We start from the raw sequence: 21,608 nt of genomic DNA, 5'->3' as shown, positions 1-21,608 counted from the left end.
TCGGTTGACGTGAGTGACGGAGAGCGCAGGCTTCCCATGGTGCAGATCAAGAGCCCCGAGCAGATCGCCAAGATGCGTGCGGCCGGGCTGGTGGTCGCCGCCATTCACGCCGCCACGCGTGAGGCGGCGGTACCGGGTGCGACCACCAAGGACCTGGACGAGGTCGCCCGCAAGGTGATCGCCGAGCACGGCGCGAAGTCGAACTTCCTCGGCTACGGCGGCTTCCCGGCCACCATCTGCACCTCCGTCAACGACGTCGTGGTGCACGGCATCCCCTCCGAGGACGTCGTCCTCAAGGACGGCGACATCATCTCCATCGACGCCGGCGCGATCATCGACGGCTGGCACGGTGACGCCGCCTACACGGCCTTCGTGGGCTCCGGTCACGCTCCGGAGCTGGTCGAGCTGTCCCGGGTCACCGAGGAGTCGATGTGGGCCGGGATCGCGGCCATGCGGCAGGGCAACCGCCTCGTGGACGTCTCCAAGGCCATCGAGACCTATATCCGGCGCCAGCCGAAGCCGGGCGGCGGCCGCTACGGCATCATCGAGGACTACGGCGGCCACGGCATCGGCACCGAGATGCACATGGACCCGCACCTGCTGAACTACGTCGACCGGCGCCGCGGCAAGGGCCCCAAGCTGGTCCCCGGCTTCTGCCTGGCCATCGAGCCCATGGTCTCCCTCGGCACCCCCCGGACCAAGGTCCTGGAGGACGACTGGACCGTCATCACGACGGACGGCACCTGGTCCTCGCACTGGGAGCACTCGGTGGCCCTGACCGAGCAGGGCCCCCTGGTCCTGACGGCCCCGGACTGCGGCCGGGCGAAGCTGGCGGAGTACGGCGTCACGGCGGCACCGGATCCGCTGGCGTAACGACCATCGAGGGTGGGCAGACTCCCTCGATTCGTGTTTCCGGGTGGCCTGACGTAGACTGACTCGTCGGCTCTTGTGTGTCCGCATGTCTTCGTGCGCTCACAGTGAGTCGATCAAGGTAGTCGATTCGAAGGGCAAAGCGTGGCCAAGAAGCAAGGTGCCATCGAGATCGAGGGCACTGTCGTCGAGTCTCTGCCGAACGCCATGTTCAGGGTCGAGCTCCAGAACGGCCACCAGGTCCTGGCACACATCAGCGGCAAGATGCGCATGCACTACATCCGCATTCTCCCTGACGACCGGGTCGTGGTGGAGCTGTCTCCTTACGACCTGACGCGTGGCCGGATCGTCTACCGGTACAAGTAGATCTTGCCCGCGCCCCGGGCCTCCCGCGGCGATGGCACTGACCCGGAGAACCTCACCCAATGAAGGTCAAGCCGAGCGTCAAGAAGATCTGCGACAAGTGCAGGGTGATCCGCCGTCACGGCCGGGTCATGATCATTTGCGACAACCCGCGCCACAAGCAGCGCCAGGGCTGACGCACACGGATCACACCCTCTGCACCTCTATCGCAGAGACTTCGCGCGACGCGAGCTGAATTTGTTCATACGCAGAGCCCAGGCGGGGATTCCTTCGCGCCTGACACCCCCGGTTCGGAGGCTGGGGACCCAGTTCGTACCTGGTACGGCGGCTGGGAGCCGGCTCTGTGGAAGACCTCCGAAGATCACCAGGAGCCATTGAATGGCACGCGTTTCCGGTGTTGACATCCCGCGCGACAAGCGCGTGGAGGTCGCCCTCACCTACGTGTTCGGCATCGGCCGGACCCTTTCGCAGCAGACGCTGGCCGCCACCGGCGTCGACCCGAACACCCGCGTCCGCGACCTGAGCGAAGAGCAGCTCGTCGCGATCCGCGAGTTCGTGGACAACAACATCAAGACCGAGGGTGACCTCCGTCGCGAGATCCAGGCCGACATCCGCCGCAAGGTCGAGATCGGCTGCTACCAGGGTCTGCGTCACCGCCGCGGCCTGCCCGTCCGCGGTCAGCGCACCAGCACCAACGCCCGCACCCGCAAGGGCCCGCGTCGCGCCATCGCCGGCAAGAAGAAGCCGGGCAAGAAGTAGTCCGCAGCGGACACGCCGTCCAGCGGTCTTCGCTGTAGGACCGACCACCTCCCGTAGGAGATTCAGACATGCCCCCCAAGGGACGTCAGGGCGCTGCCAAGAAGGTGCGCCGCAAGGAAAAGAAGAACGTCGCGCACGGCCAGGCGCACATCAAGAGCACGTTCAACAACACGATCGTGTCCATCACGGACCCGACCGGCAACGTGATCTCGTGGGCCTCCGCCGGCCACGTCGGCTTCAAGGGCTCGCGCAAGTCCACGCCGTTCGCCGCGCAGATGGCCGCCGAGTCGGCCGCCCGCCGCGCTCAGGAGCACGGCATGCGCAAGGTCGACGTGTTCGTCAAGGGCCCGGGCGCCGGTCGTGAGACCGCCATCCGCTCCCTGCAGGCCACGGGCCTCGAGGTCGGCTCCATCCAGGACGTCACCCCGACCCCGCACAACGGCTGCCGTCCGCCGAAGCGTCGTCGCGTCTGACGACCGCTTCGTCACGGTCTGTGGTTTCGGGCGGTACGGCTCTGCAAGGCGCCGTATCGCCCGTACCCTTGCAATACCCGCACTTCTCACAGGTGCGGTTTCCGTCGGGCGTCAAATAGCGGGCGTCCACGAAAGAAGGATCTGATCCACACATGCTGATCGCTCAGCGTCCCTCGTTGACCGAAGAGGTCGTCGACGAATTCCGCTCCCGGTTCGTGATCGAGCCGCTGGAGCCGGGCTTCGGCTACACCCTCGGCAACTCCCTGCGCCGTACCCTCCTGTCCTCGATCCCCGGTGCCGCCGTCACCAGCATCCGGATCGACGGCGTGCTGCACGAGTTCACCACCGTGCCGGGCGTCAAGGAGGACGTCACCGACCTGATCCTCAACATCAAGCAGCTGGTCGTCTCCTCGGAGCACGACGAGCCGGTCGTGATGTACCTGCGCAAGCAGGGCCCGGGTCTGGTCACCGCCGCCGACATCGCGCCGCCGGCCGGTGTCGAGGTGCACAACCCCGACCTCGTCCTCGCCACGCTCAACGGCAAGGGCAAGCTGGAGATGGAGCTGACCGTCGAGCGCGGTCGCGGCTACGTCTCCGCCGTGCAGAACAAGCAGGTGGGCCAGGAGATCGGCCGTATCCCGGTCGACTCCATCTACAGCCCCGTGCTGAAGGTCACGTACAAGGTCGAGGCCACGCGTGTCGAGCAGCGCACCGACTTCGACAAGCTGATCGTCGACGTCGAGACCAAGCAGGCGATGCGTCCCCGTGACGCCATGGCCTCCGCCGGTAAGACCCTGGTCGAGCTGTTCGGTCTCGCCCGCGAGCTGAACATCGACGCCGAGGGCATCGACATGGGCCCGTCCCCCACGGACGCCGCCCTGGCCGCCGACCTGGCGCTGCCGATCGAGGAGCTGGAGCTCACGGTCCGCTCCTACAACTGCCTCAAGCGCGAGGGCATCCACTCCGTGGGTGAGCTCGTCGCCCGCTCCGAGGCCGACCTGCTCGACATCCGCAACTTCGGTGCGAAGTCGATCGACGAGGTCAAGGCGAAGCTGGCCGGCATGGGCCTGGCCCTGAAGGACAGCCCGCCCGGATTCGACCCGACCGCCGCCGCGGACGCCTTCGGCGCCGACGACGACGCGGACGCCGGGTTCGTCGAGACCGAGCAGTACTGAGCGCTCCGCGGGGAGTCCGTACTGCGTCCGCGGGCTGGTCGTGGCCGGCCGCGCCCGCGCGGCGGAGCCGCGAATGCAGCGGCCCCGCGCCCCTTCCAGGCCCCTTCGGGGGCCTGGATCTTCGACAGACAACCGTCTGCTCGGATACTGACCCCGGTACCTGATACGGCCGGGGCAGACACACAGGAGAAAGATCATGCCGAAGCCCACCAAGGGTGCCCGTCTGGGCGGCAGCGCCGCGCACGAGAAGCTGCTCCTCGCGAACCTGGCGAAGAGCCTCTTCGAGCACGGCCGCATCACCACCACCGAGGCGAAGGCCCGCCGTCTGCGGCCGTACGCCGAGCGTCTGATCACCAAGGCGAAGAAGGGTGACCTTCACAACCGCCGTCAGGTGCTCCAGGTCATCACGGACAAGGGCATCGTCCACACGCTCTTCACCGAGATCGGCCCGCGGTACGAGAACCGTCCCGGCGGCTACACCCGCATCACCAAGATCGGCAACCGTCGCGGCGACAACGCGCCCATGGCGGTCATCGAGCTGGTCGAGGCGCTGACGGTGCAGCAGAACGCCGTGGGCGAGGCCGAGGCCGCCACCAAGCGTGCGGTCAAGGAGGCCGAGGAGGCCAAGGTCGAGGAGACCAAGGCCGACGAGGCGACCGAGGCGCCGGCCGAGGAGTCCAAGGAGGCGTAAGGCCGTCCTTCGACTGCGGCGCCGCTGCGGTTGTTCGCGCGGTTCCCCGCGCCCCTGTGGGGCGCGTGAGTGGGCCCGTTCCTTCCCGGAGCGGGCCCGCTTTCGTGTACCTGAGAGGATCTGTACGTGAGTGATGAAGCAGCGCCCGGTCATGTCCGCGTCCGGCTCGATCTGTCGTACGACGGGACCGCGTTCTCCGGGTGGGCCAAGCAGGCCGGCGGGCGGCGGACCGTCCAGGGGGAGATCGAGGACGCGTTGCGGACCGTGACGCGGTCCCGGGAGACGTACGAGCTGACCGTCGCCGGGCGGACGGACGCCGGTGTGCACGCGCGGGGGCAGGTCGCCCATGTGGACCTGCCGGAGGCGGTGTGGCGGGAGCACCACGAGAAGCTGCTCAAGCGGCTCGCGGGGCGACTGGACCGGGACGTGCGGGTGTGGGCGCTCCGGGAGGCGCCGAGCGGGTTCGACGCACGGTTCTCGGCGGTCTGGCGGCGCTACGCCTACCGGGTCACCGACAACCCCGGCGGGGTGGACCCGCTGCTGCGCAACCACGTGCTGTGGCACGACTGGCCGCTCGACGTCGACGCGATGAACGAGGCGGCCCGGGCGCTGCTGGGCGAGCACGACTTCGCCGCCTACTGCAAGAAGCGGGAGGGCGCCACCACCATCCGCACCCTCCAGGAGCTGAGCCTGGTCAAGGGCGACGACGGGATCATCACCGCGACCGTCCGGGCCGACGCGTTCTGCCACAACATGGTGCGGTCGCTGATCGGGGCGCTGCTGTTCGTCGGGGACGGGCACCGGCCGGCCGACTGGCCCGGCAAGGTGCTGGCCGCCGGGGTGCGCGACTCGGCCGTCCACGTCGTACGGCCGCACGGGCTGACGCTGGAGCAGGTCGGCTATCCCGCCGACGAGTTGCTGGCGGCGCGCAGCCGGGAAGCGCGCAACAAGCGGTCGCTTCCCGGCGCGGGGTGCTGCTGAGCGCCGCTCCTACCGCTCCGCCGCAGCCGACGCCTGTGCCTCGCCGCGCTTGCGGATCTGCTGGAACGTGAACTCGGCGAGGTCGTCGCCGGCGGTGAAGACCGGCGTGTCCTTCGTCGTCACGTCCTTGCCGTTGGTGAAGCCGGTGAGGGTGAAGTAGGCGTACCGGCCGTAGGAGTTGGTCGTCGAGCGGCAGATCGCGGCGTTGCAGAAGGCGGGGACGCCCTTGCCGGACAGGGCGCGCACGATGCTCTTCTTGTCGGCGGCCTTCTTCGCCTTCAGGGCCTGGGCCTCGCTGTCGAAGACGGCGACGCCGACGGTGACGGCCATGCCGTTCCTGGTGTAGGTGACGCGCATCAGGCGGGTGCAGCCGTTGTCCTTGAGGACCTTCGGCAGGGTGCCCTGGGTGGCGGCCACGCAGTCCTGGGTGTCGGCCGTCGCGCCCTTCTTGTACACGGCCGAGCCCATGGTGAGCTGGGTGCCCGGGAACATGACGTTCGGTCCGTTGGGCGCGGTGTCCTTGGTCTTGCTGGACACGAACTCCTTCGGGTCCAGCGGCGGCGGGGCGCTGGTCGGCGCGAAGGACGGGGTGCCGGACGCGCTCGGCAGCCCGCTCGCGGGCAGCGAGGAGGTCGGCCGGTTGGGGTCGTCGCTGTTCGCGGAGACGACGGCCATGGCGACGGCGGCGCCCACGCCGACCACCGCGAGGGCGCCCCCGCCGATGAACAGCAGCCGACGCCGCTTGTTGCGGGTCTCGGACGCCTCGGCGAGCGCGGCCCAGTCCGGGCTCTGTCCGTCAGCGCCGCTGTTCCACGGCTGCTCGGAGTTCGGTTTCCAGGGATCCCACTGGGACTGAGACCCCCCCTGCCCATAGCTCATGGGGCGCATCTTAGACGGGGCTCGGGGTGTGCTGGTCCGACCCAACGGCCCGTAGCCGCCTCAGCGTTGCCCTGATGAACCGGACCATAAGCGACATCTCCGGGTGCTTGGTGCGGTGGTGCTGCCGGTGCTGCCGGTGCTGCTCGCGGGGGTGCCGTACGAGGGGGGCGGTGGCCCGGGGCCGTGATTCTGGCTGCCGGTGGTGCTGGTGGTGCTGGTGGTGCTGGTGGTGTCGCAGGTGAACGGGGGTCGTGGGGCCGTATCCGGAGGCGGCCCGCTGCCGGGCCGTCCGGGGCGCGGCGACGCTGGGGGTGCTCGTGGGGGCGGTCAAGACGCGGGCTCGGGTCACCGGGCGGCGCCCGGGCCCGCGTGGCGGCGGCGCGCCGGGGCGGGGCCCCGGGCCGGTGGAAGCGGGCGGTGGCGCCGTCCGGCGCCCGGACGACGCCGGACGCGCCTCTCGGGGAGCCGGGCGGTGACCTCGCCGCCGCCCTCCGCGCGGCCACGCTTCGTGCCGCCGCACCCCACCACCACCGCGGCCACCACCGCCTTGGCGCCGGCCCGTGGCGGTGGCGGCATGCCGGCCCGCGCTGTCGGGCGTAGGCCGGCCGTGGCTGGTCCGTGGCTGGTCCGTGGGGCGGTCCGCGCCGGGCCGCGGGTCGGTCCCGGGGTCGGTCCGGGGGGCGGTCCGTGCGGGGCCGCGGGTGCCCGGTCGCCGGGGTGTGTGCCGGGGGAGGAGGGGGGACCGAGGGGCGGTGGCCGCCCCGGCGTCCCGGCCTGGGGGCCCGCGGAGACAGACGCGCCGTGGGGGTGGCGCCGGGGTCGTTTTGACCCTTCGGCCGGGGCACGGGTATTCTGCCTAGTCGTTGTGTATTGGCTTGCTCATTCTCACGGGACGGGCCCTTACACCGGTCCACCGGGCCGATGACCAGCGACCCCATGTACGCGGTATGCGTCGCCGCCATGCGGTCAGGGCTGTCGTGATCGTTTCGGTGACCTTGTCAGGACCATTCACTCGAAGCGAAGGCTACGAACCGTGCGTACGTACAGCCCCAAGCCCGGCGATGTGACGCGCCAGTGGCACGTCATTGACGCTCAGGACGTCGTCCTGGGCCGTCTGGCCACCACCGCCGCCACGCTCCTCCGCGGCAAGCACAAGCCGATCTACGCCCCGCACGTCGACGCTGGTGACTTCGTCATCATCATCAACGCCGACAAGGTGCACCTCTCCGGCAACAAGCGGACCCAGAAGATGGCGTACCGCCACTCCGGGTACCCGGGCGGTCTGCGCTCCGTGCGCTACGACGAGCTGCTGGCGAAGAACCCCGAGAAGGCCGTCGAGAAGGCCGTCAAGGGCATGCTCCCCAAGAACACCCTGGGCCGTCAGATGCTCTCCAAGCTGAAGGTCTACTCGGGCGACCAGCACCCGCACGCTGCCCAGCAGCCGGTGCCGTTCGAGATCACCCAGGTCGCGCAGTAAGTCCGGCCACCCCCTAAGACTGAAGAGAATCTGAGGAGCATCGTGGCCGAGACCACTGCCGAGCAGCCGCTCGAAGAGCTTGACATCGACAGCTACACCACCGAGTCCGAGGTTCCGGTGGAGGGTGAGTACACCTCCGAGTCCCTCGCCTCGCGCTTCGGTGAGCCCCAGCCGGCCGCCGGCCTGGGCCGTCGCAAGAACGCCATCGCCCGCGTCCGGATCGTCCCGGGCACCGGCAAGTGGAAGATCAACGGTCGCACCCTTGAGGACTACTTCCCCAACAAGGTGCACCAGCAGGAAGTCAACGAGCCGTTCAAGGTCCTGGAGCTCGAGGGCCGCTACGACGTCATCGCCCGCATCGCCGGTGGCGGTGTCTCCGGTCAGGCCGGTGCGCTCCGTCTCGGTGTCGCCCGCGCGCTGAACGAGGCCGACGTCGACAACAACCGCGGCGCGCTCAAGAAGGCCGGCTTCCTCCGCCGCGACGACCGTGCGGTCGAGCGCAAGAAGGCCGGTCTGAAGAAGGCCCGCAAGGCGCCGCAGTACAGCAAGCGCTAAGCGCCCGCTGCCTGCACGTACTCCGAACGCCCCGGCGGCACGCCACAGTGCCGTCGGGGCGTTCGTATATCACCGCCTACGGGCGTATAACGACACAAGACGTTCTAAGGCTTGTGCGACCGCGTGACGGTATGACTCTGTGACTGTGTGTTTTGGGAACTGACGCTTCCTCAGGAGGACAAGTGGGACGACTCTTCGGCACGGACGGCGTGCGCGGTGTCGCCAACGCGGATCTGACGGCCGAGATGGCTCTCGGGCTGTCCGTCGCGGCGGCGCACGTACTGGCCGAGGCGGGCACCTTCGAGGGCCACCGGCCGACGGCGGTCGTGGGGCGGGACCCGCGTGCGTCCGGGGAGTTCCTGGAGGCCGCGGTCGTCGCCGGCCTCGCCAGCGCCGGCGTCGACGTGCTGCGGGTCGGTGTGCTGCCGACGCCGGCCGTCGCGTACCTGACGGGCGCGCTGGGCGCCGACCTCGGGGTCATGCTCTCCGCCAGCCACAACGCCATGCCCGACAACGGGATCAAGTTCTTCGCCCGCGGCGGCCACAAGCTCGCCGACGAACTGGAGGACAAGATCGAGACCGTGTACGAGGAGCACAAGCGCGGGGAGCCGTGGGAGCGGCCCACCGGGTCCGGCGTCGGCCGGGTGCGCTCGTACGACGAGGGCTTCGACCGGTACGTCGCCCACCTGATCGGGGTGCTGCCGAACCGGCTCGACGGGCTGAAGATCGTCCTGGACGAGGCGCACGGGGCCGCCGCCCGGGTCTCCCCGGAGGCGTTCTCGCGGGCCGGGGCCGAGGTCATCACCATCGGTGCCGAGCCGGACGGGCTCAACATCAACGACGGCTGCGGCTCGACCCACCTCGGCCTGCTGAAGGAGGCCGTCGTCGCGCACGGCGCCGACCTCGGCATCGCTCACGACGGGGACGCCGACCGGTGCCTCGCCGTGGACCACACGGGCGAGGAGGTCGACGGCGACCAGATCCTCGCGGTGATCGGACTGGCGATGCGCGAGCGCGGGGCGCTGCGGTCGGACACCGTCGTCGCCACCGTGATGTCCAACCTCGGGTTCAAGCTGGCGCTGGAGCGCGAGGGGCTGAAGCTCGTCCAGACGGCGGTCGGCGACCGCTATGTGCTGGAGTCCATGAAAGAGCACGGCTACGCGCTCGGCGGCGAGCAGTCCGGCCACGTGATCATCCTCGACCACGCGACGACCGGTGACGGCACGCTCACCGGGCTGATGCTCGCGGCCAGGATCGCCGAGACCGGCCGGACGCTCCGGGAGCTGGCGTCCGTCATGGAGCGACTGCCGCAGGTGCTGGTCAACGTCCCGGACGTCGACAAGGCGCGGGTCACCACGTCGGCCGAGCTGGCGGCGGCGGTCACCGAGGCCGAGCGGGAGCTGGGTTCGACCGGGCGGGTGCTGCTGCGGTCCTCCGGCACCGAGCCGCTGGTGCGGGTGATGGTCGAGGCCGCGGACATCGAGCAGGCGCGGGCCGTCGCCGGGCGGCTGGCGGACGTGGTGAAGTCGGCGCTGGGCTGAGGACCGGGTTCCGGGGGCGGGGTCAGGACGGCTTCCGCCACCCGGAACGATCGCGCCGGCGTCGCCAGAAGTACTTCTGGGCCAGCAGCGTCATCGTCCCCGCCAGGATGATGGCGCCCAGGTTGAGCAGGAGCTGCTGGGACGAGCGCAGGGTCTGGAAGAAATCGCCGTAGATCAGGGCCACGGCGGCGTTGGCGGCGGCCGGGATCGTGGTCACCGAGATGGCCACACCCACCAGGGCCCCTGACTTGGCGGAGGTCAGCGACAGGGTGCCGGCCGTTCCGGCCAGGAGCGCCACGACGAACGAGAACCAGTCGGGCGCGTAGACGAAGCCGGTGTTGGGGCGCTCGCTCTCCAGCCGGCCCTTGGTGAACAGGCTGACCGCGTCCATGAGGACGCTGAACCCGGCGGTCACCGCGATCGCCGCGGCGAAGCCGACCAGCAGGGCGACCAGGGAGCGCAGCGCGAGGCGCGGGGTGCGCTGCACGATCGCGGTGGAGATGCCGGCCAGCGGGCCGAACTCCGGGCCGACGGCCATGGCGCCGACGATCAGGATCGCGTTGTCCAGGACGACACCGCAGGCCGCGATCATCGTCGCCAGCGTGATGAAGGCGACGTAGGTGACGGACAGCGAGGACTCGTCGTACGTCACCTCCTCCAACTGCTCCCACAGAACGGCGTCGGTGCTCTCGCCCGGGGACTCGTGCTCGGCCTCGTCCGCGCTGGCGGACAGGGCCAGGTCGAGGCCCTGCACGGTGATGGCGCCGGTGCGGTGCACGCCGAGGTCGTGGAGGCCGCTGATCAGCTCGTCGCCCGCCTCGCGGACCACGTCACAGGTGACGACGTCACCGGCCGGCCTGCGGGCCGCGCCCGGCAGCACGACCAGATGGGTGGTGCCGACCGACCGCTCGATCAGGTTCACCACGTCGTCGGTGCGGTCGGACGGCGTGATCAGGCGCACGTGCAGCATGGCGCCTTTCTACAGTTTGCGCAGCCGCAGGCGCTGCACCTTGTGGTCCGGGCCCTTGCGCAGGACCAGGGTGGCCCGGCCCCGGGTGGGGGCGATGTTCTCCACCAGGTTGGGCTTGTTGATGGTGCGCCACAGGGTGCGGGCGTAGGCGAGGGCCTCGTCCTCGGAGACCTGGGTGTACTTGCGGAAGTAGGAGTCCGGCTTCTGGAACGCCGTCTGACGGAGCTTCTTGAAGCGGTTCAGGTACCAGCGCTCGATGTCCTCGGCGCTCGCGTCGACGTAGACGCTGAAGTCGAAGTAGTCGGCGAGGCCGACGCGGGTGCGGCCGTCCTTGCCGGGCAGGGCGGGCTGCAGGACGTTCAGCCCTTCGACGATCAGGATGTCCGGGCGGCGCACCACCAGCCGCTGGTCCGGGACGATGTCGTAGATGAGGTGGGAGTAGACCGGGGCGCTCACCTCGGCCTTGCCGGCCTTGATGTCGGCGACGAAGCGGGTCAGGGCGCGGCGGTCGTAGGACTCCGGGAACCCCTTGCGCGACATCAGGCCGCGGGCCTCCAGGTCCCGGGTGGGCAGCAGGAAGCCGTCCGTGGTGACCAGCTCCACGCGGGGGTGCTCCGGCCAGCGGGAGAGCAGTGCCTGCAGCAGGCGGGCGACCGTGGACTTGCCGACGGCCACCGAACCGGCCACCCCTATCACGAACGGGGTGCCGGACTGGGAGCCCTGCTCGCCGAGGAAGGTGTTCAGCGCGCCGCGCAGGCCGTCCGTGGCGCCGACGTAGAGGTTGAGGAGCCGGGAGAGGGGGAGGTAGACGTCCCGCACCTCGTCCAGGTCGATGACGTCACCGAGGCCGCGCAGCCTCTCGACCTCGGCCGCGGTGAGCGGCAGCGGCGTCTTGTCGCGCAGGGCGCTCCACTCGGCTCGGGTGAGGTCGACGTAGGGAGTCGCCTCCGGCCGCTGCCGGTGGGCGCTCCGGGGCATCGAGGAGGCCGGAGAGATCACAGTTCATTGTTAACGGACTTCGAACGGGATGGCGGGTGGGGTCGGTCACGTCGACCACTTCCCGCCATCCCGGTCACGGCGGTGTCGGTCAGCCGAGCTTGGCGAGCTGGACGTCGAGCATCGCGGTGGGGAAGGCGTAGTCCTCGCCGGTGAGGAACGCGCCCACGTTGACGGTCGGGAAGTAGACGAGGGTGGCGCCCTCGCGGACGACGACGAGCTTGGTGGTGCCCGTGACGCCCTCGCCGAAGTTGATGCTCAGGTTCACGGCCAGCGCCTCGTCGCCGCCCTTCGGCGCCTCGCCGGTGGTGACCTTGGTGACCTTGATGCTGTCGCTGTTCTCGGTGTGCGAGTAGCCGCCGGCGCAGTTCTTCACGGCCGCGCTCAGGTCCTTCATGGCCTGCTCGGCGCCGCCGTTGTCGTAGGAGGCCAGCGTGATCACGGACTCCACGGCGTTCAGGGAGGCGTACATCTTCGCCTCCTCGTCGGCGCCCGCGGCGGGCTTCTTCGGGTCGTCCTCCCACTTCCGCTTGACGGAGGCGGCGGGCTTGCCGACGAAGGTGCCGGCCTGGAGGTAGGCGAGCGGGGCGCAGGCCGGCTTGTCGACGCTCACCTTGTCCTGCGAGACGTCGTCGTCCGCCGTGAGCTTCACGGTGATCTTGCCGCTCTTGGCGTCGGCCTGGGTCAGCGCCGCCTTCTCCAGCTCGGCGGCGGTGAGCGCCTTGGCGGCACCGGCGGCCGGGGCGGAGGCGGTCGCCTCGGCCGGGGCGGTCGCGTCGGCGGCGGCCTTGGTGCTGTCGCCGCCCTTGGCCTTGTCCCCGTCGTCGGAGCCACCGCAGGCGGTGGCCAGCAGGGCGAGGGCGGCGGCGGAGGCGGCGAGCGCGGTACGGCGGACGGCGGTGGATCTCACGTCTGGTGTTTCTTTCTCTCGGAGCCGCGGACACGGACCGCGGGCGTTCCGCTGCACTGTATGCGGGGCGTTCGCACAGGTGATCGGCGGGCCGCTTCCTGGGACGAGACTGTGACGGGGGTGTGATCAAGAGCGGAGATGACCGGCGCCCCTCTCCGATGTGCTGGTGGAGAGGGGCGCCGGCCGTGCCGTTACAGCTGTTCGACCCGGTACCTGACCGAGTCCACGAGGAACTCGCCGTACTGGAGGGCCGATCCGAGGGATTCCAGCCTGCGGTACTGGTCGGGGGAGAGCACGGCGTCCTGGGCGGCGGACCTGATCGCCCTCAGGAGTATCCGCAGAGCCAGGTCCGGAGTGCACCGGCGCGCGCAGTCGACGAGCGCCGCCCGCACCTCGGCCGGCAGGAACCGCGTCGCCTCGATCTCGGCGACCACCGCGTCGAGGCAGTCCGTGCCGTCCTCGGTGTCCGCGCCCGTGAGCGGGCGGACGCCGGCCTCCGCCGACAGCCGCGTGTCACACAGTTCCACGACCGTCCGGGTCCACCCTGCTCCGCCCCCCAGCCGGCCGAGGTCGGGCAGGTACTCCGCCCCGGCGTTCCAGAGCACCTCCAGTGTCGTCGACGGGAGGTCGCCGAGGAGCAGCGCGTCACGGCGTACCGCCAGGGCGGCTTCGCCGCTCCACCCCGCCAGGTGGTTCGCGACGATCTCGGCGGCCGTGTCCCCGTAGTGGGTTCCGTCCTGATGGAAGAAACCCATCACCCAGGACACGCCGAAGTCGAACGGTGTGAAGCGTGGCACCGATCCTTCCCTCCTTACTTCGGATAGCACGTCTGCACGTAGAAGCCGCCCTTGTGTCCCTTGGAGCGCACGAGCTTGATGTAGAACCCGTTGCCCGCCGTCCGCACGCTGCCGTCCGGGAAGTAGACCTTGCCGAGGGAGTTCTTCGCGCCGAAGAAACCCTGCCAGTCCAGGTCCGGCTCCCTGGTCTTCTGGAGCCAGGTCTTGATGCGGTTCGCGTTGTTGGCCAGTGCGTAGTCCACCACCTGCTGGGCGGTCTGCTGGTCGACGAAGAGGCTGTTGGGCGTGGTGCGCCCGTACTTCCTCGTCTTCTCGATCGCCAGGTCCACCGCTCGCTGCGCGCTGACGACGCCCGCCGTGTGCTCGTCGAGCGTGTGGGCCAGTCCGGGGAACTTGCTCGCGTCGAACACGAGGTCGTTGCAGTTGTGGACCAGGACCGGGCTGTCGCCCGCCACGGCGTAGAAGGTGTGCAGGCCGGAAACGGTCAGGTCGTAGACCGTCCGGGGCTTCGCCTCCTGCCGTTCGGTCAGCGCGGCCACCGTGCGGACACCGTCCGGGGTGGGCAGCACGTAGCCGGGTCGCAGGTCGGCGGCCAGGGTCCAGCCGCGGCCGGTCACGAAGAACTTGTGTCCGGGGGTGCTGGTGAGGCTGCCGCCGTCCGTCAGCGTCACGTCGACCAGGTCGGTGGCGCCGTGCTGGAAGGTGCGGGTGACGGGCTCGCCCCGGGTGCGTCCGGTCTCCGGGTCGGCGGCCAGCAGCAGGTCGCCGGTCCGCACGTCACGCAGCGCCTTGCGGCCGCCGTCGGCGAGGACCACCTCGGTGGTGCCGGGGAAGCTGTTGGTCAGGCACGCCGTGCGGAGCTCCTCGTAGAGCTGGACCTCCCGCTCGATCGCGGCGACCGCCGCCGCGTCCACGCCTTCGAGCGCCTTGAGCGCCTTGAACGCGTCCCGGACGCCGACGCCCGTCACGAACGCGGCGTCCACGGCGCGCACCGCGTCCGCGATGGGCCGGATGACCTTGCCCGCGAACAGGCTGGCGACGTCCAGGGACGCCCAGGCGCAGCCGCCCCAGCTGCCCGACTCACCGCCGGGGGTGAGCTTCTGGGCGCACTTGATCCAGCTGCCGAAGAGGATGTCGACCGGGTCGATGTTGGACTGGTACTCCGCGATGGTGATGGTGTGCGTGACCGTCTGGGACAGTTCCTTGGTGTGGATCTGGCCGAGGTAGTCCGTCGCCGCGGACGGGCACGTGTACTTCTGCGGGTCCAGGTCCTGCGCGGTGCACAGGTACAGGTCGAGGACGGCCTTGTACCGGATCTTCTCGGTGATCGTGCAGTCGCCCTTGTAGAAGAGCTTGTCGATCCAGCCGTCGCAGCCGCCCGTCTTCTTCACGACCTCCGGGTCGCCGACGGTCTCGATGTGGTCGACGACGTAGAACACGTTGCCGATCGAGCCGCCGTTCCCGTCGGGCACGGTGCCGTCGCTGAGCTCCTTGGCGTTCGCCGCCTGCTCGGCGCGGTCGGCGGCCTCCTGGGCCTCCTTGGCGTACTTGTCGGCGTCCTTGGCCGCCTGTTCGGCCTCGGTCGCCGCCGCGTCGGCTCGGTCCGCCGCAGCGCGGGCCTCCTTCGCGGACTGCTCGGCCTGCGCCGCGGCGGCACGGGCCGCGGAGGCGTCCAGGGCGGCCTGGTCGGCGCTGGCGCGGGCGTCCCGGGCGTAGCCCTCGGCGCGGCCCGCCGCCTTGTCGGCGGCCGCCGCGTCCTCGCCGGCCTGGCGGTCGTACTCGGTGGTGCGGGCCAGCGAGGCCGACGCCTTGGCCGCCGCGCCAGCCGCGTCGGCCGCGTAGCCGAGGGCCTCCTTGGCGTACGTCCGGGCGTTCGCGGCGTGTCCGGCGGCGTTCGCCGCGTGGACGTACGCCTCCTTCGCGTCGCCCTTCGCCTGCTCGGCCAGCGCCTTGGCGGCGGCGGCCTCGGCCTGCGCGTTCTTCGCGTGCGCGTCGGCGACGGCCTTCTGCTGCTCGGCGATCGACTTCGACGCCTGCCCGCTCAGCACCACCAGCGCCGCCGCCGAGTCGGTGGTGACGTAGGGCGAGCCGAGCTGGATCGCGTCGTTGGCGGGCTGCGCGACCTGGGCGGCCGCGTTGCCGGCGTCGACGGCGGCCTGGGCGGTGACGTAGGCGAAACCCGCCGCCTTCGCCGAGGCGGCCATGGCCTTGGCGGCCTCCGCCTTCGCGCCGTCCGCCTGGGTGCGGGCGTCCTCGGCGTGCGCCTGCGCCTGGTCTGCCAGGGCGACGGCCGTCCTGGCCTCGTCGGCGGCGTGCCGTGAGGCCGCGATGGCGTCCGCGGCGGCGCTGGTCGCGGTCTTCACCGCGGCCTCCGCCCGCAGCTTGGCGGCCTGGGCGGCGTCCGCGTCGGAGCGGGCGCGCTTGGCGGCGGCCTCGGCGCGGGTGGCGGCGGCGTCCGCCTCGGCCGCGGCCCGGGTGGCGGCGTCGGCCTCGGTACGGGCCCGGCCTGCCGCCGCCTCGGCGGCGGTCGCCTGCCGGTCGGCCTCGTCGGCGGCGGCGCGCGCGGCGGTGGCCGCGTCACCCGCGGCCAGCGAGTCGGCGTAGGCGCCCTTGGCGTCGGCCTTGGCGCGCAGGGCCTCGGCCTTCTGCTCGGCGTCCCAGGCGTCGTCGCGCTTGGCCTTGGCGTTGTCGCGAGCCGTCACCGCGTCGTTCTTGCGGGCGACGGCGGTCTGCTCGGCGGTCTCGGCCTTCTTCCGGGCGTTCTCCGCGTTGACGGCCTCGGCCTGGGCGTTCTTCTTGTGCTGCGCGGCCTCGGCCTGCTTGGCGGCGGCGGTGTCCTTCTCCGCCTTCGCCGTCTTCTCCTCGGCCTCGGCGGCCAGCCGCTTGGCGTGCGCGTCGGCGGCGGCGGCCTTGGCGTCGCCCTCCGCCTTCAGCGCCACCGTCAGCTTCGCCTCGGCGGTCTCCTTGTCCTTCCTGGCGTTGTCCCGGTGGACCTTCGCCGCGTCCGCCGCGGCCTTCGCCTGCATCTCCGCGGCGAGTGCCGCCGCCTTGCGGAACTCCGCCTTCGACTGCGCGGCCTGCGCCAGGGCGCGCTGGGTGATGGTCGCGCTGTCGCCGGCGGCGGCACGGGTCGCCGCCTCGGCGGTCTCACCGGCCTTCACCAGCGCTTCGAGCGCGGCGACCGCGCCCTTGGTGACCTGGGCCTTCTGCTGCCCGGCCAGCAGGCCGCGACCGCGCGGGGCGCCGGTCTTGTCGGCGATGGCGTAGGCGGCCTGGGTGGCCGTGTCGGACGTGGTGGCGGCCTTGCGGGCGACCGCGAGCTGCGCCTTGACGACCGCGAGCTGCCTCTTGGCCTGCGCCTGGGCGTCGGCGATGCCCTTCCTGGCCTTGGCGAAGTGGGCCGCGGGCGGGACCTCGCCCTTGTGTCCCTTGGGGACGACCTTGTACTTCTGCGGGTTGCCGCCGTTGCACGTCCACAGCCACGAGTCGCGGCCCTTGTCGAACGTGTGCAGGTCCAGGCACTTGTCCGTGGCCGCGTTCCGCAGCGCGCCGGTGGCGCGGACGTCGAAATTCCACTGCTGGGCCTTGCTGCCGTTGCAGGTCCACAGCTGGATCTTCGTGCCGTTGGCGTCCTTGCTGCCGCTGACGTCGAGGCACTTCATCGAGTTGACGTTCCACAGGGCGTAGCCGTCGTGGTAGCCGATGATCTGCCAGCGCTGGGCGGCGGAGTCGTTGCAGGTGTAGATCTGCACCGGGGTGCCGTTGGTCTTCTTGCCGCCCTGGGCGTCCAGGCACATGCCCTTGGCGGCCGCCACCTGGATGACCGTGTCGGCGTCACCGATCCAGCCGACGCCACCGGGGCTGTAGTAGTCCTGCCAGCGGGTGAGGTGGTCGGCGATCCAGGACTGGCCGAGCAGGTCGGCCATCGACTCGGACGCCTTGGCGAGGGCCGTGGTGGCGTCCCGGTTGGCGTCGAGGATCTGGTTGCGCTGCGTGGACTGTCCGGCGATCTCCTGCTGCCACTCGGCCGCCGCGGTGGTCTCGACCCCGCGCAGCGCCTTGTTCGGGTCGATCGGGTCCCGCCAGGCGCACGAGGCGAAACGGGTCTTCAGGTCCTCCACGGCCACCCGGTACTCGGCCGTCCCGAGCCGGGGCGCGGTACGGGGCCAGCCGCCGGAGGCCAGGAAGATCCGGGCGTCGTCGGCGCCGGTGCCGTGCATCCCGCCCTCGGTCAGGTACTCGAACGCCTGGCGTTCGTAGTACTGCCGGTTCCACTCGTCGGTGGGCAGGGAGGTGTCGCCCTCCTCGGGGTAGAGCGGCGTGCCGAGGTCCGTGACGGCCTGCCGGGTCTTGTCGTCGGCCCTCGGCGTCGGGTCGTAGAAGTTGAACTTCTCGTTCCAGTCGGGGCCGCCGGCCCACTTGCCGAGGCCGGTCTGGTCGTAGAAGTCGTCTCCCTCGTGGACACCGGGCACCCAGTGGAACGAGGCGTCGGTGAACCCGTGCGGGGCGGAGAGACCGTCGAGGGGCTTCTCCCAGGCGTCCCGGCGGGCGTACAGCCGTTCCCAGTTGGCGTTCCAGTCGGCGCGGTCCTTCTCGTGCGCCTGGCGCAGCGGGCCGTCGAACGCGCCGTCCAGTGTCGCCAGTTCGCGCAGCTTCTGCGGCGTCTGGTCGAGCGCGTTCTGGGCGAAGCTGTACATGCCGGATCCGCCCAGGCGTACAGCGTCGTTCATCAGGCACTGGTCGAACCGCAGTTGTTCGTCCGGTGTGGTCTCGTACCAGTCGTCCGGCCGGTCACTGGCCGTGGGGGCGGCGGGCGGTGCCGCGAGGGCGGGAGAGGGGATCAGCGAGGCCAGGACGGCGGCCGCGCCGACGAGTGGGACGAGACGGGCGAGGGCGGGGGCCGATCTCGACAACCCCCGTGGTCTGGAACGCAAGAGCGCATTCCTTCCTGTGTGCAGGCAGGGACCGGGGGAAGCGCGAGCTGCGGTGACAAGGCCGATGGGCCAGGGCAGGGAAGGACCGGACGCGGGCATGGCACAGCGCGCCCCCTCCCCGTCAGGCGACGCAGTTCCCCCGGTCGCGAATGGTCGTGCACGCGCTTCGGACTGGTCGGATCCGGACACGTGCGGCGCCACCTTAACCAAGATCGGTCGCCGACGGACAGGGGGTATCCGGGACGGGATACCCCGGCGTACCGGCGCGAGAATTTCCGAAATCGGGCACAGGAAGGGCGTCCGGAGGTGCGTTCGGGCCGCTGACGGGTCGTAGGCTGCCGCGCATGTGCGGAATCGTGGGATACGTGGGGGCGCAGTCTGCGCTCGATGTCGTCATGGCCGGACTGAAGCGGCTGGAGTACCGGGGCTACGACTCGGCGGGCGTCGCGGTGCTCGCCGACGGCGGGCTGGCCGCCGGGAAGAAGGCGGGCAAGCTCGCCAACCTGGAGAAGGAACTCGTCGAGCGGCCGCTGCCGGCCGGCACCACCGGACTCGGGCACACCCGCTGGGCCACCCACGGCGGGCCGACCGACGCCAACGCCCACCCGCACCTGGACAACGCCGGGCGGGTCGCCGTCGTCCACAACGGCATCATCGAGAACTTCGCCGTCCTGCGGGCGGAGCTGGCGGAGCGGGGGCACGAGCTGACCTCGGAGACCGACACCGAGGTCGTCGCCCATCTGCTCGCCGAGGAGTTCTCCTCCTGCGAGGACCTCGCGGAGTCGATGCGGCTGGTCTGCCGGCGGCTGGAGGGCGCGTTCACGCTGGTCGCGGTCCACGCGGACGAACCGGACGTGGTCGTGGGCGCGCGCCGCAACTCGCCGCTGGTGGTGGGCGTGGGGGAGGGCGAGGCGTTCCTGGCCTCCGACGTCGCCGCCTTCATCGACCACACCCGCGACGCCGTCGAGCTCGGCCAGGACCAGGTCGTCGAGCTGCGGCGGGACGGGGTGACGGTGACCGGCTTCGACGGCCGGCCCGCCGAGGTCCGCTCGTACCACGTCGACTGGGACGCCTCCGCCGCCGAGAAGGGCGGCTACGACTACTTCATGCTCAAGGAGATCGCCGAGCAGCCCAAGGCCGTCGCCGACACCCTGCTGGGACGTATCGACGCGTCCGGCGCGCTCACCCTCGACGAGGTGCGGATCCCGGCCGGCGAGCTGCGCGAGGTCGACAAGGTCGTCGTCGTCGCCTGCGGCACGGCCTTCCACGCCGGGCTGATCGCCAAGTACGCCATCGAGCACTTCACGCGAATCCCCTGCGAGGTGGAGCTGGCGAGCGAGTTCCGCTACCGGGACCCGATCCTGGACTCGCGCTCGCTGGTCATCGCCATCTCCCAGTCCGGCGAGACCATGGACACGCTGATGGCGCTGCGGCACGCGCGCGAGCAGGGCTCCCGGGTGCTCGCGATCTGCAACACCAACGGGTCGACGATCCCCCGGGAGTCGGACGCGGTGCTGTACACGCACGCCGGGCCGGAGGTCGCCGTCGCCTCGACCAAGGCGTTCCTGACCCAGCTGGTCGCCTGCTACCTCGTCGCGCTCTACCTCGGCCAGGTGCGGGGCACCAAGTGGGGCGACGAGATCCGGGCCGTCATCCGCGACCTGGCGCAGATCTCGGGCCAGGTGGACCGGGTCCTGGAGACGATGGAGCCGGTACGGGAACTCGCCCGGTCCCTCGCCCACAAGAACACGGTGCTGTTCCTGGGCCGGCACGTCGGCTACCCGGTCGCCCTGGAGGGCGCCCTCAAGCTCAAGGAACTCGCCTACATGCACGCCGAGGGCTTCGCCGCCGGCGAGCTGAAGCACGGGCCCATCGCGCTCATCGAGGAGGACCTGCCGGTGGTGGTCGTGGTGCCCTCACCGCGCGGGCGGTCCGTCCTCCACGACAAGATCGTCTCCAACATCCAGGAGATCCGGGCGCGCGGTGCGCGCACCATCGTCATCGCGGAGGAGGGCGACGAGGCGGTGGTCCCGTACGCCGACCACCTGGTCCGCATTCCGGCGACGCCGACGCTGCTCCAGCCGATGGTGTCCACGGTGCCGCTCCAGGTCTTCGCCTGCGAGCTGGCGACGGCCCGGGGCAACGAGGTGGATCAGCCCCGGAACCTGGCGAAGTCGGTGACGGTGGAGTGAGTCTCCGAGTCCTCCGACTTCAGCGCTGAGAGGAAGGGGGCGAAGGCTCCGGCCGGGAAGGTGAGGACGGCTCTGGCCGGGGCCTTTGAGTCGCGCAGGGATATACGGGTGGGGGAGGTGGCGACCTCCACACACTCATTGCCGTCGTCGGGACCCGAGTACGACGACTTCCGCCAGTTCTCCATGGGGTGCCTCACAGCTCGTTCGCCAGCCGGTGGATGAAGTCACGCGATGGTCCGGGTTCGAGTGACACGGCTTCTACCCTACGGAAGCGCGTTCGAAAGGCGTTGAGCTGCGCCTCGGAGTCGATGAAGGCCGATCCGTGGGGCACGTCGCGCACCACCGTGTCCAGCTTGGGGACGGGGCCGCCGACGTACGTCATGGTGCTGGCCGCCGTGGCGAAGCCGTCCAGGTCGAACGGGATGACCCGCACGGTGATGCCGTCGCTCTCGGAGAGTTCCATGAGCTTGGCGAGCTGTGCCCGGGAAACGGCGCGGTCGCTGACCCGGATACGCAGTGCCGACTCGTGGATCACCAGCTCGTACGGGACGGTGATCCGCTGGCCCGCCATCCGGTGCCGGACCCTCAGTTCCAGTTCCTCGGACGTGAGTCGCGGCACCCGCGCCGAGAAGACGGCGCGTGAGTAGTCCTCGGTCTGCAGCAGGCCCGGTACGTAGAGGATCGCGACATCACGCCGGAACGAGGCGTGGTGGTTCAGCTCGGAGAGGTCCAGGAACGACGTGGGCAGCAGACCCCGGTACTCCTCCCACCAGCCGCGCGTCCGGTCCGTGGCCATCGCGGCCAGCGCGTCGACGAACTCCTCGTCCGTGCACGCGTAGTGGGACGCGAGGCGGCGCAGCCGCTGCTCACTCACGCCTGCGGAGCCGGATTCGATCTGGCTGATCTGGACTCGGTTCACCCCGAGCAGCGCCGCTGCCTCGATGGCGCTCAGCCCTGCCGCCTCGCGGAGCCTGCGCAACTCGACTCCCAGCCGCACCTGACGTGCTGTGGGTTCGAGCCTCTTGGCCATGAGTTGCTTCCTCTC

Annotated in this window: 20 protein-coding genes; 12 read left to right on the top strand and 8 right to left on the bottom strand. The window is 70.6% G+C overall.

Translation table 11 applies throughout. From position 1 onward, the window contains the following. The first annotated feature begins 36 nt into the window (after positions 1 to 36). The 8 genes from map to truA all read left to right on the top strand — a co-directional run bounded on the left by map (position 37) and on the right by truA (position 5,312). Positions 37 to 873, top strand: a complete 837-nt coding sequence (map, locus tag AC3ET3_RS02865; RefSeq protein WP_432135032.1) for a type I methionyl aminopeptidase — start codon at positions 37 to 39, stop codon at positions 871 to 873. A 141-nt stretch (positions 874 to 1,014) separates the two neighbouring features. After that, on the top strand, positions 1,015 to 1,236 hold the full coding sequence (gene infA / locus AC3ET3_RS02860) for a translation initiation factor IF-1 (protein ID WP_004927214.1): 222 nt from the start codon (positions 1,015 to 1,017) through the stop codon (positions 1,234 to 1,236). A 59-nt stretch (positions 1,237 to 1,295) separates the two neighbouring features. Continuing rightward, on the top strand, positions 1,296 to 1,409 hold the full coding sequence (rpmJ, locus tag AC3ET3_RS02855; RefSeq protein WP_003948619.1) for a 50S ribosomal protein L36: 114 nt from the start codon (positions 1,296 to 1,298) through the stop codon (positions 1,407 to 1,409). Positions 1,410 to 1,611: 202 nt separating this feature from the next. Next, positions 1,612 to 1,992 (top strand): 30S ribosomal protein S13, encoded by a 381-nt coding sequence (gene rpsM / locus AC3ET3_RS02850; RefSeq protein ID WP_432135003.1) that lies wholly within the window; start codon positions 1,612 to 1,614, stop codon positions 1,990 to 1,992. A gap of 68 nt (positions 1,993 to 2,060) precedes the next feature. After that, positions 2,061 to 2,465, top strand: coding sequence for a 30S ribosomal protein S11 (gene rpsK / locus AC3ET3_RS02845; protein ID WP_398859245.1), 405 nt, complete (start codon positions 2,061 to 2,063; stop codon positions 2,463 to 2,465). Positions 2,466 to 2,617: 152 nt separating this feature from the next. Further along, a complete protein-coding gene (locus tag AC3ET3_RS02840) occupies positions 2,618 to 3,640 on the top strand; it encodes a DNA-directed RNA polymerase subunit alpha (protein ID WP_003966937.1) in 1,023 nt (340 codons plus the stop codon). 196 nt (positions 3,641 to 3,836) lie between these two features. Further along, positions 3,837 to 4,331, top strand: a complete 495-nt coding sequence (gene rplQ / locus AC3ET3_RS02835) for a 50S ribosomal protein L17 (RefSeq protein ID WP_432135002.1) — start codon at positions 3,837 to 3,839, stop codon at positions 4,329 to 4,331. Between the two features lie 126 nt (positions 4,332 to 4,457). Beyond that, positions 4,458 to 5,312: a tRNA pseudouridine(38-40) synthase TruA gene (gene truA, locus AC3ET3_RS02830; protein WP_432135001.1), complete on the top strand. Its 855-nt coding sequence runs from the start codon at positions 4,458 to 4,460 to the stop codon at positions 5,310 to 5,312. Positions 5,313 to 5,321: 9 nt separating this feature from the next. On the opposite strand, the gene AC3ET3_RS02825 is transcribed toward truA, so the two are convergent. Beyond that, positions 5,322 to 6,191 (bottom strand): hypothetical protein, encoded by an 870-nt coding sequence (locus AC3ET3_RS02825; protein ID WP_435611562.1) that lies wholly within the window; start codon positions 6,189 to 6,191, stop codon positions 5,322 to 5,324. 1,033 nt (positions 6,192 to 7,224) lie between these two features. Here AC3ET3_RS02825 and rplM point away from each other — a divergent pair. The 3 genes from rplM to glmM all read left to right on the top strand — a co-directional run bounded on the left by rplM (position 7,225) and on the right by glmM (position 9,764). Continuing rightward, positions 7,225 to 7,668, top strand: a complete 444-nt coding sequence (rplM, locus tag AC3ET3_RS02820; protein WP_276110719.1) for a 50S ribosomal protein L13 — start codon at positions 7,225 to 7,227, stop codon at positions 7,666 to 7,668. Between the two features lie 42 nt (positions 7,669 to 7,710). Further along, the gene (rpsI, locus tag AC3ET3_RS02815; RefSeq protein ID WP_067018959.1) at positions 7,711 to 8,223 is read left to right on the top strand and encodes a 30S ribosomal protein S9; all 513 of its coding nucleotides are present in this window, start codon (positions 7,711 to 7,713) and stop codon (positions 8,221 to 8,223) included. 182 nt (positions 8,224 to 8,405) lie between these two features. Next, positions 8,406 to 9,764 (top strand): phosphoglucosamine mutase, encoded by a 1,359-nt coding sequence (glmM, locus tag AC3ET3_RS02810; protein WP_432134999.1) that lies wholly within the window; start codon positions 8,406 to 8,408, stop codon positions 9,762 to 9,764. 22 nt (positions 9,765 to 9,786) lie between these two features. Here the strand turns inward: glmM and AC3ET3_RS02805 are convergent, their stop codons facing one another. From AC3ET3_RS02805 to AC3ET3_RS02785, 5 genes are all read right to left on the bottom strand, one after another. Beyond that, positions 9,787 to 10,734 (bottom strand): DUF389 domain-containing protein, encoded by a 948-nt coding sequence (locus AC3ET3_RS02805; protein ID WP_432134998.1) that lies wholly within the window; start codon positions 10,732 to 10,734, stop codon positions 9,787 to 9,789. Positions 10,735 to 10,743: 9 nt separating this feature from the next. Next, a complete protein-coding gene (gene coaA, locus AC3ET3_RS02800) occupies positions 10,744 to 11,712 on the bottom strand; it encodes a type I pantothenate kinase (protein WP_432135031.1) in 969 nt (322 codons plus the stop codon). Between the two features lie 109 nt (positions 11,713 to 11,821). Beyond that, positions 11,822 to 12,640: a hypothetical protein gene (locus AC3ET3_RS02795; protein WP_432134997.1), complete on the bottom strand. Its 819-nt coding sequence runs from the start codon at positions 12,638 to 12,640 to the stop codon at positions 11,822 to 11,824. Between the two features lie 191 nt (positions 12,641 to 12,831). Further along, complete coding sequence (locus tag AC3ET3_RS02790) at positions 12,832 to 13,437, bottom strand: hypothetical protein (protein WP_432134996.1); 606 nt, start codon at positions 13,435 to 13,437, stop codon at positions 12,832 to 12,834. Between the two features lie 14 nt (positions 13,438 to 13,451). Next, positions 13,452 to 18,470: an RICIN domain-containing protein gene (locus AC3ET3_RS02785; RefSeq protein WP_488191820.1), complete on the bottom strand. Its 5,019-nt coding sequence runs from the start codon at positions 18,468 to 18,470 to the stop codon at positions 13,452 to 13,454. A 245-nt stretch (positions 18,471 to 18,715) separates the two neighbouring features. Between AC3ET3_RS02785 and glmS the strand changes: the two genes are divergently transcribed. Beyond that, positions 18,716 to 20,563 (top strand): glutamine--fructose-6-phosphate transaminase (isomerizing), encoded by a 1,848-nt coding sequence (glmS, locus tag AC3ET3_RS02780; RefSeq protein ID WP_432134994.1) that lies wholly within the window; start codon positions 18,716 to 18,718, stop codon positions 20,561 to 20,563. On the opposite strand, the gene AC3ET3_RS02775 is transcribed toward glmS, so the two are convergent. Both AC3ET3_RS02775 and AC3ET3_RS02770 read right to left on the bottom strand, forming a co-directional pair. Then, positions 20,524 to 20,748, bottom strand: coding sequence for a DUF397 domain-containing protein (locus AC3ET3_RS02775; RefSeq protein WP_432134993.1), 225 nt, complete (start codon positions 20,746 to 20,748; stop codon positions 20,524 to 20,526). The genes glmS and AC3ET3_RS02775 overlap by 40 nt on opposite strands. Positions 20,749 to 20,756: 8 nt before the next feature. Next, entirely contained in the window at positions 20,757 to 21,593 is an 837-nt protein-coding gene (locus AC3ET3_RS02770; protein WP_432155424.1) for a helix-turn-helix domain-containing protein, read from the bottom strand. Positions 21,594 to 21,608: the final 15 nt, after the last annotated feature.

Source organism: Streptomyces sp. bgisy159, from assembly GCF_057707805.1.
Note: the sequence above shows the minus strand (reverse complement) of the source record. Positions and strands in the feature narration are given on the sequence as shown.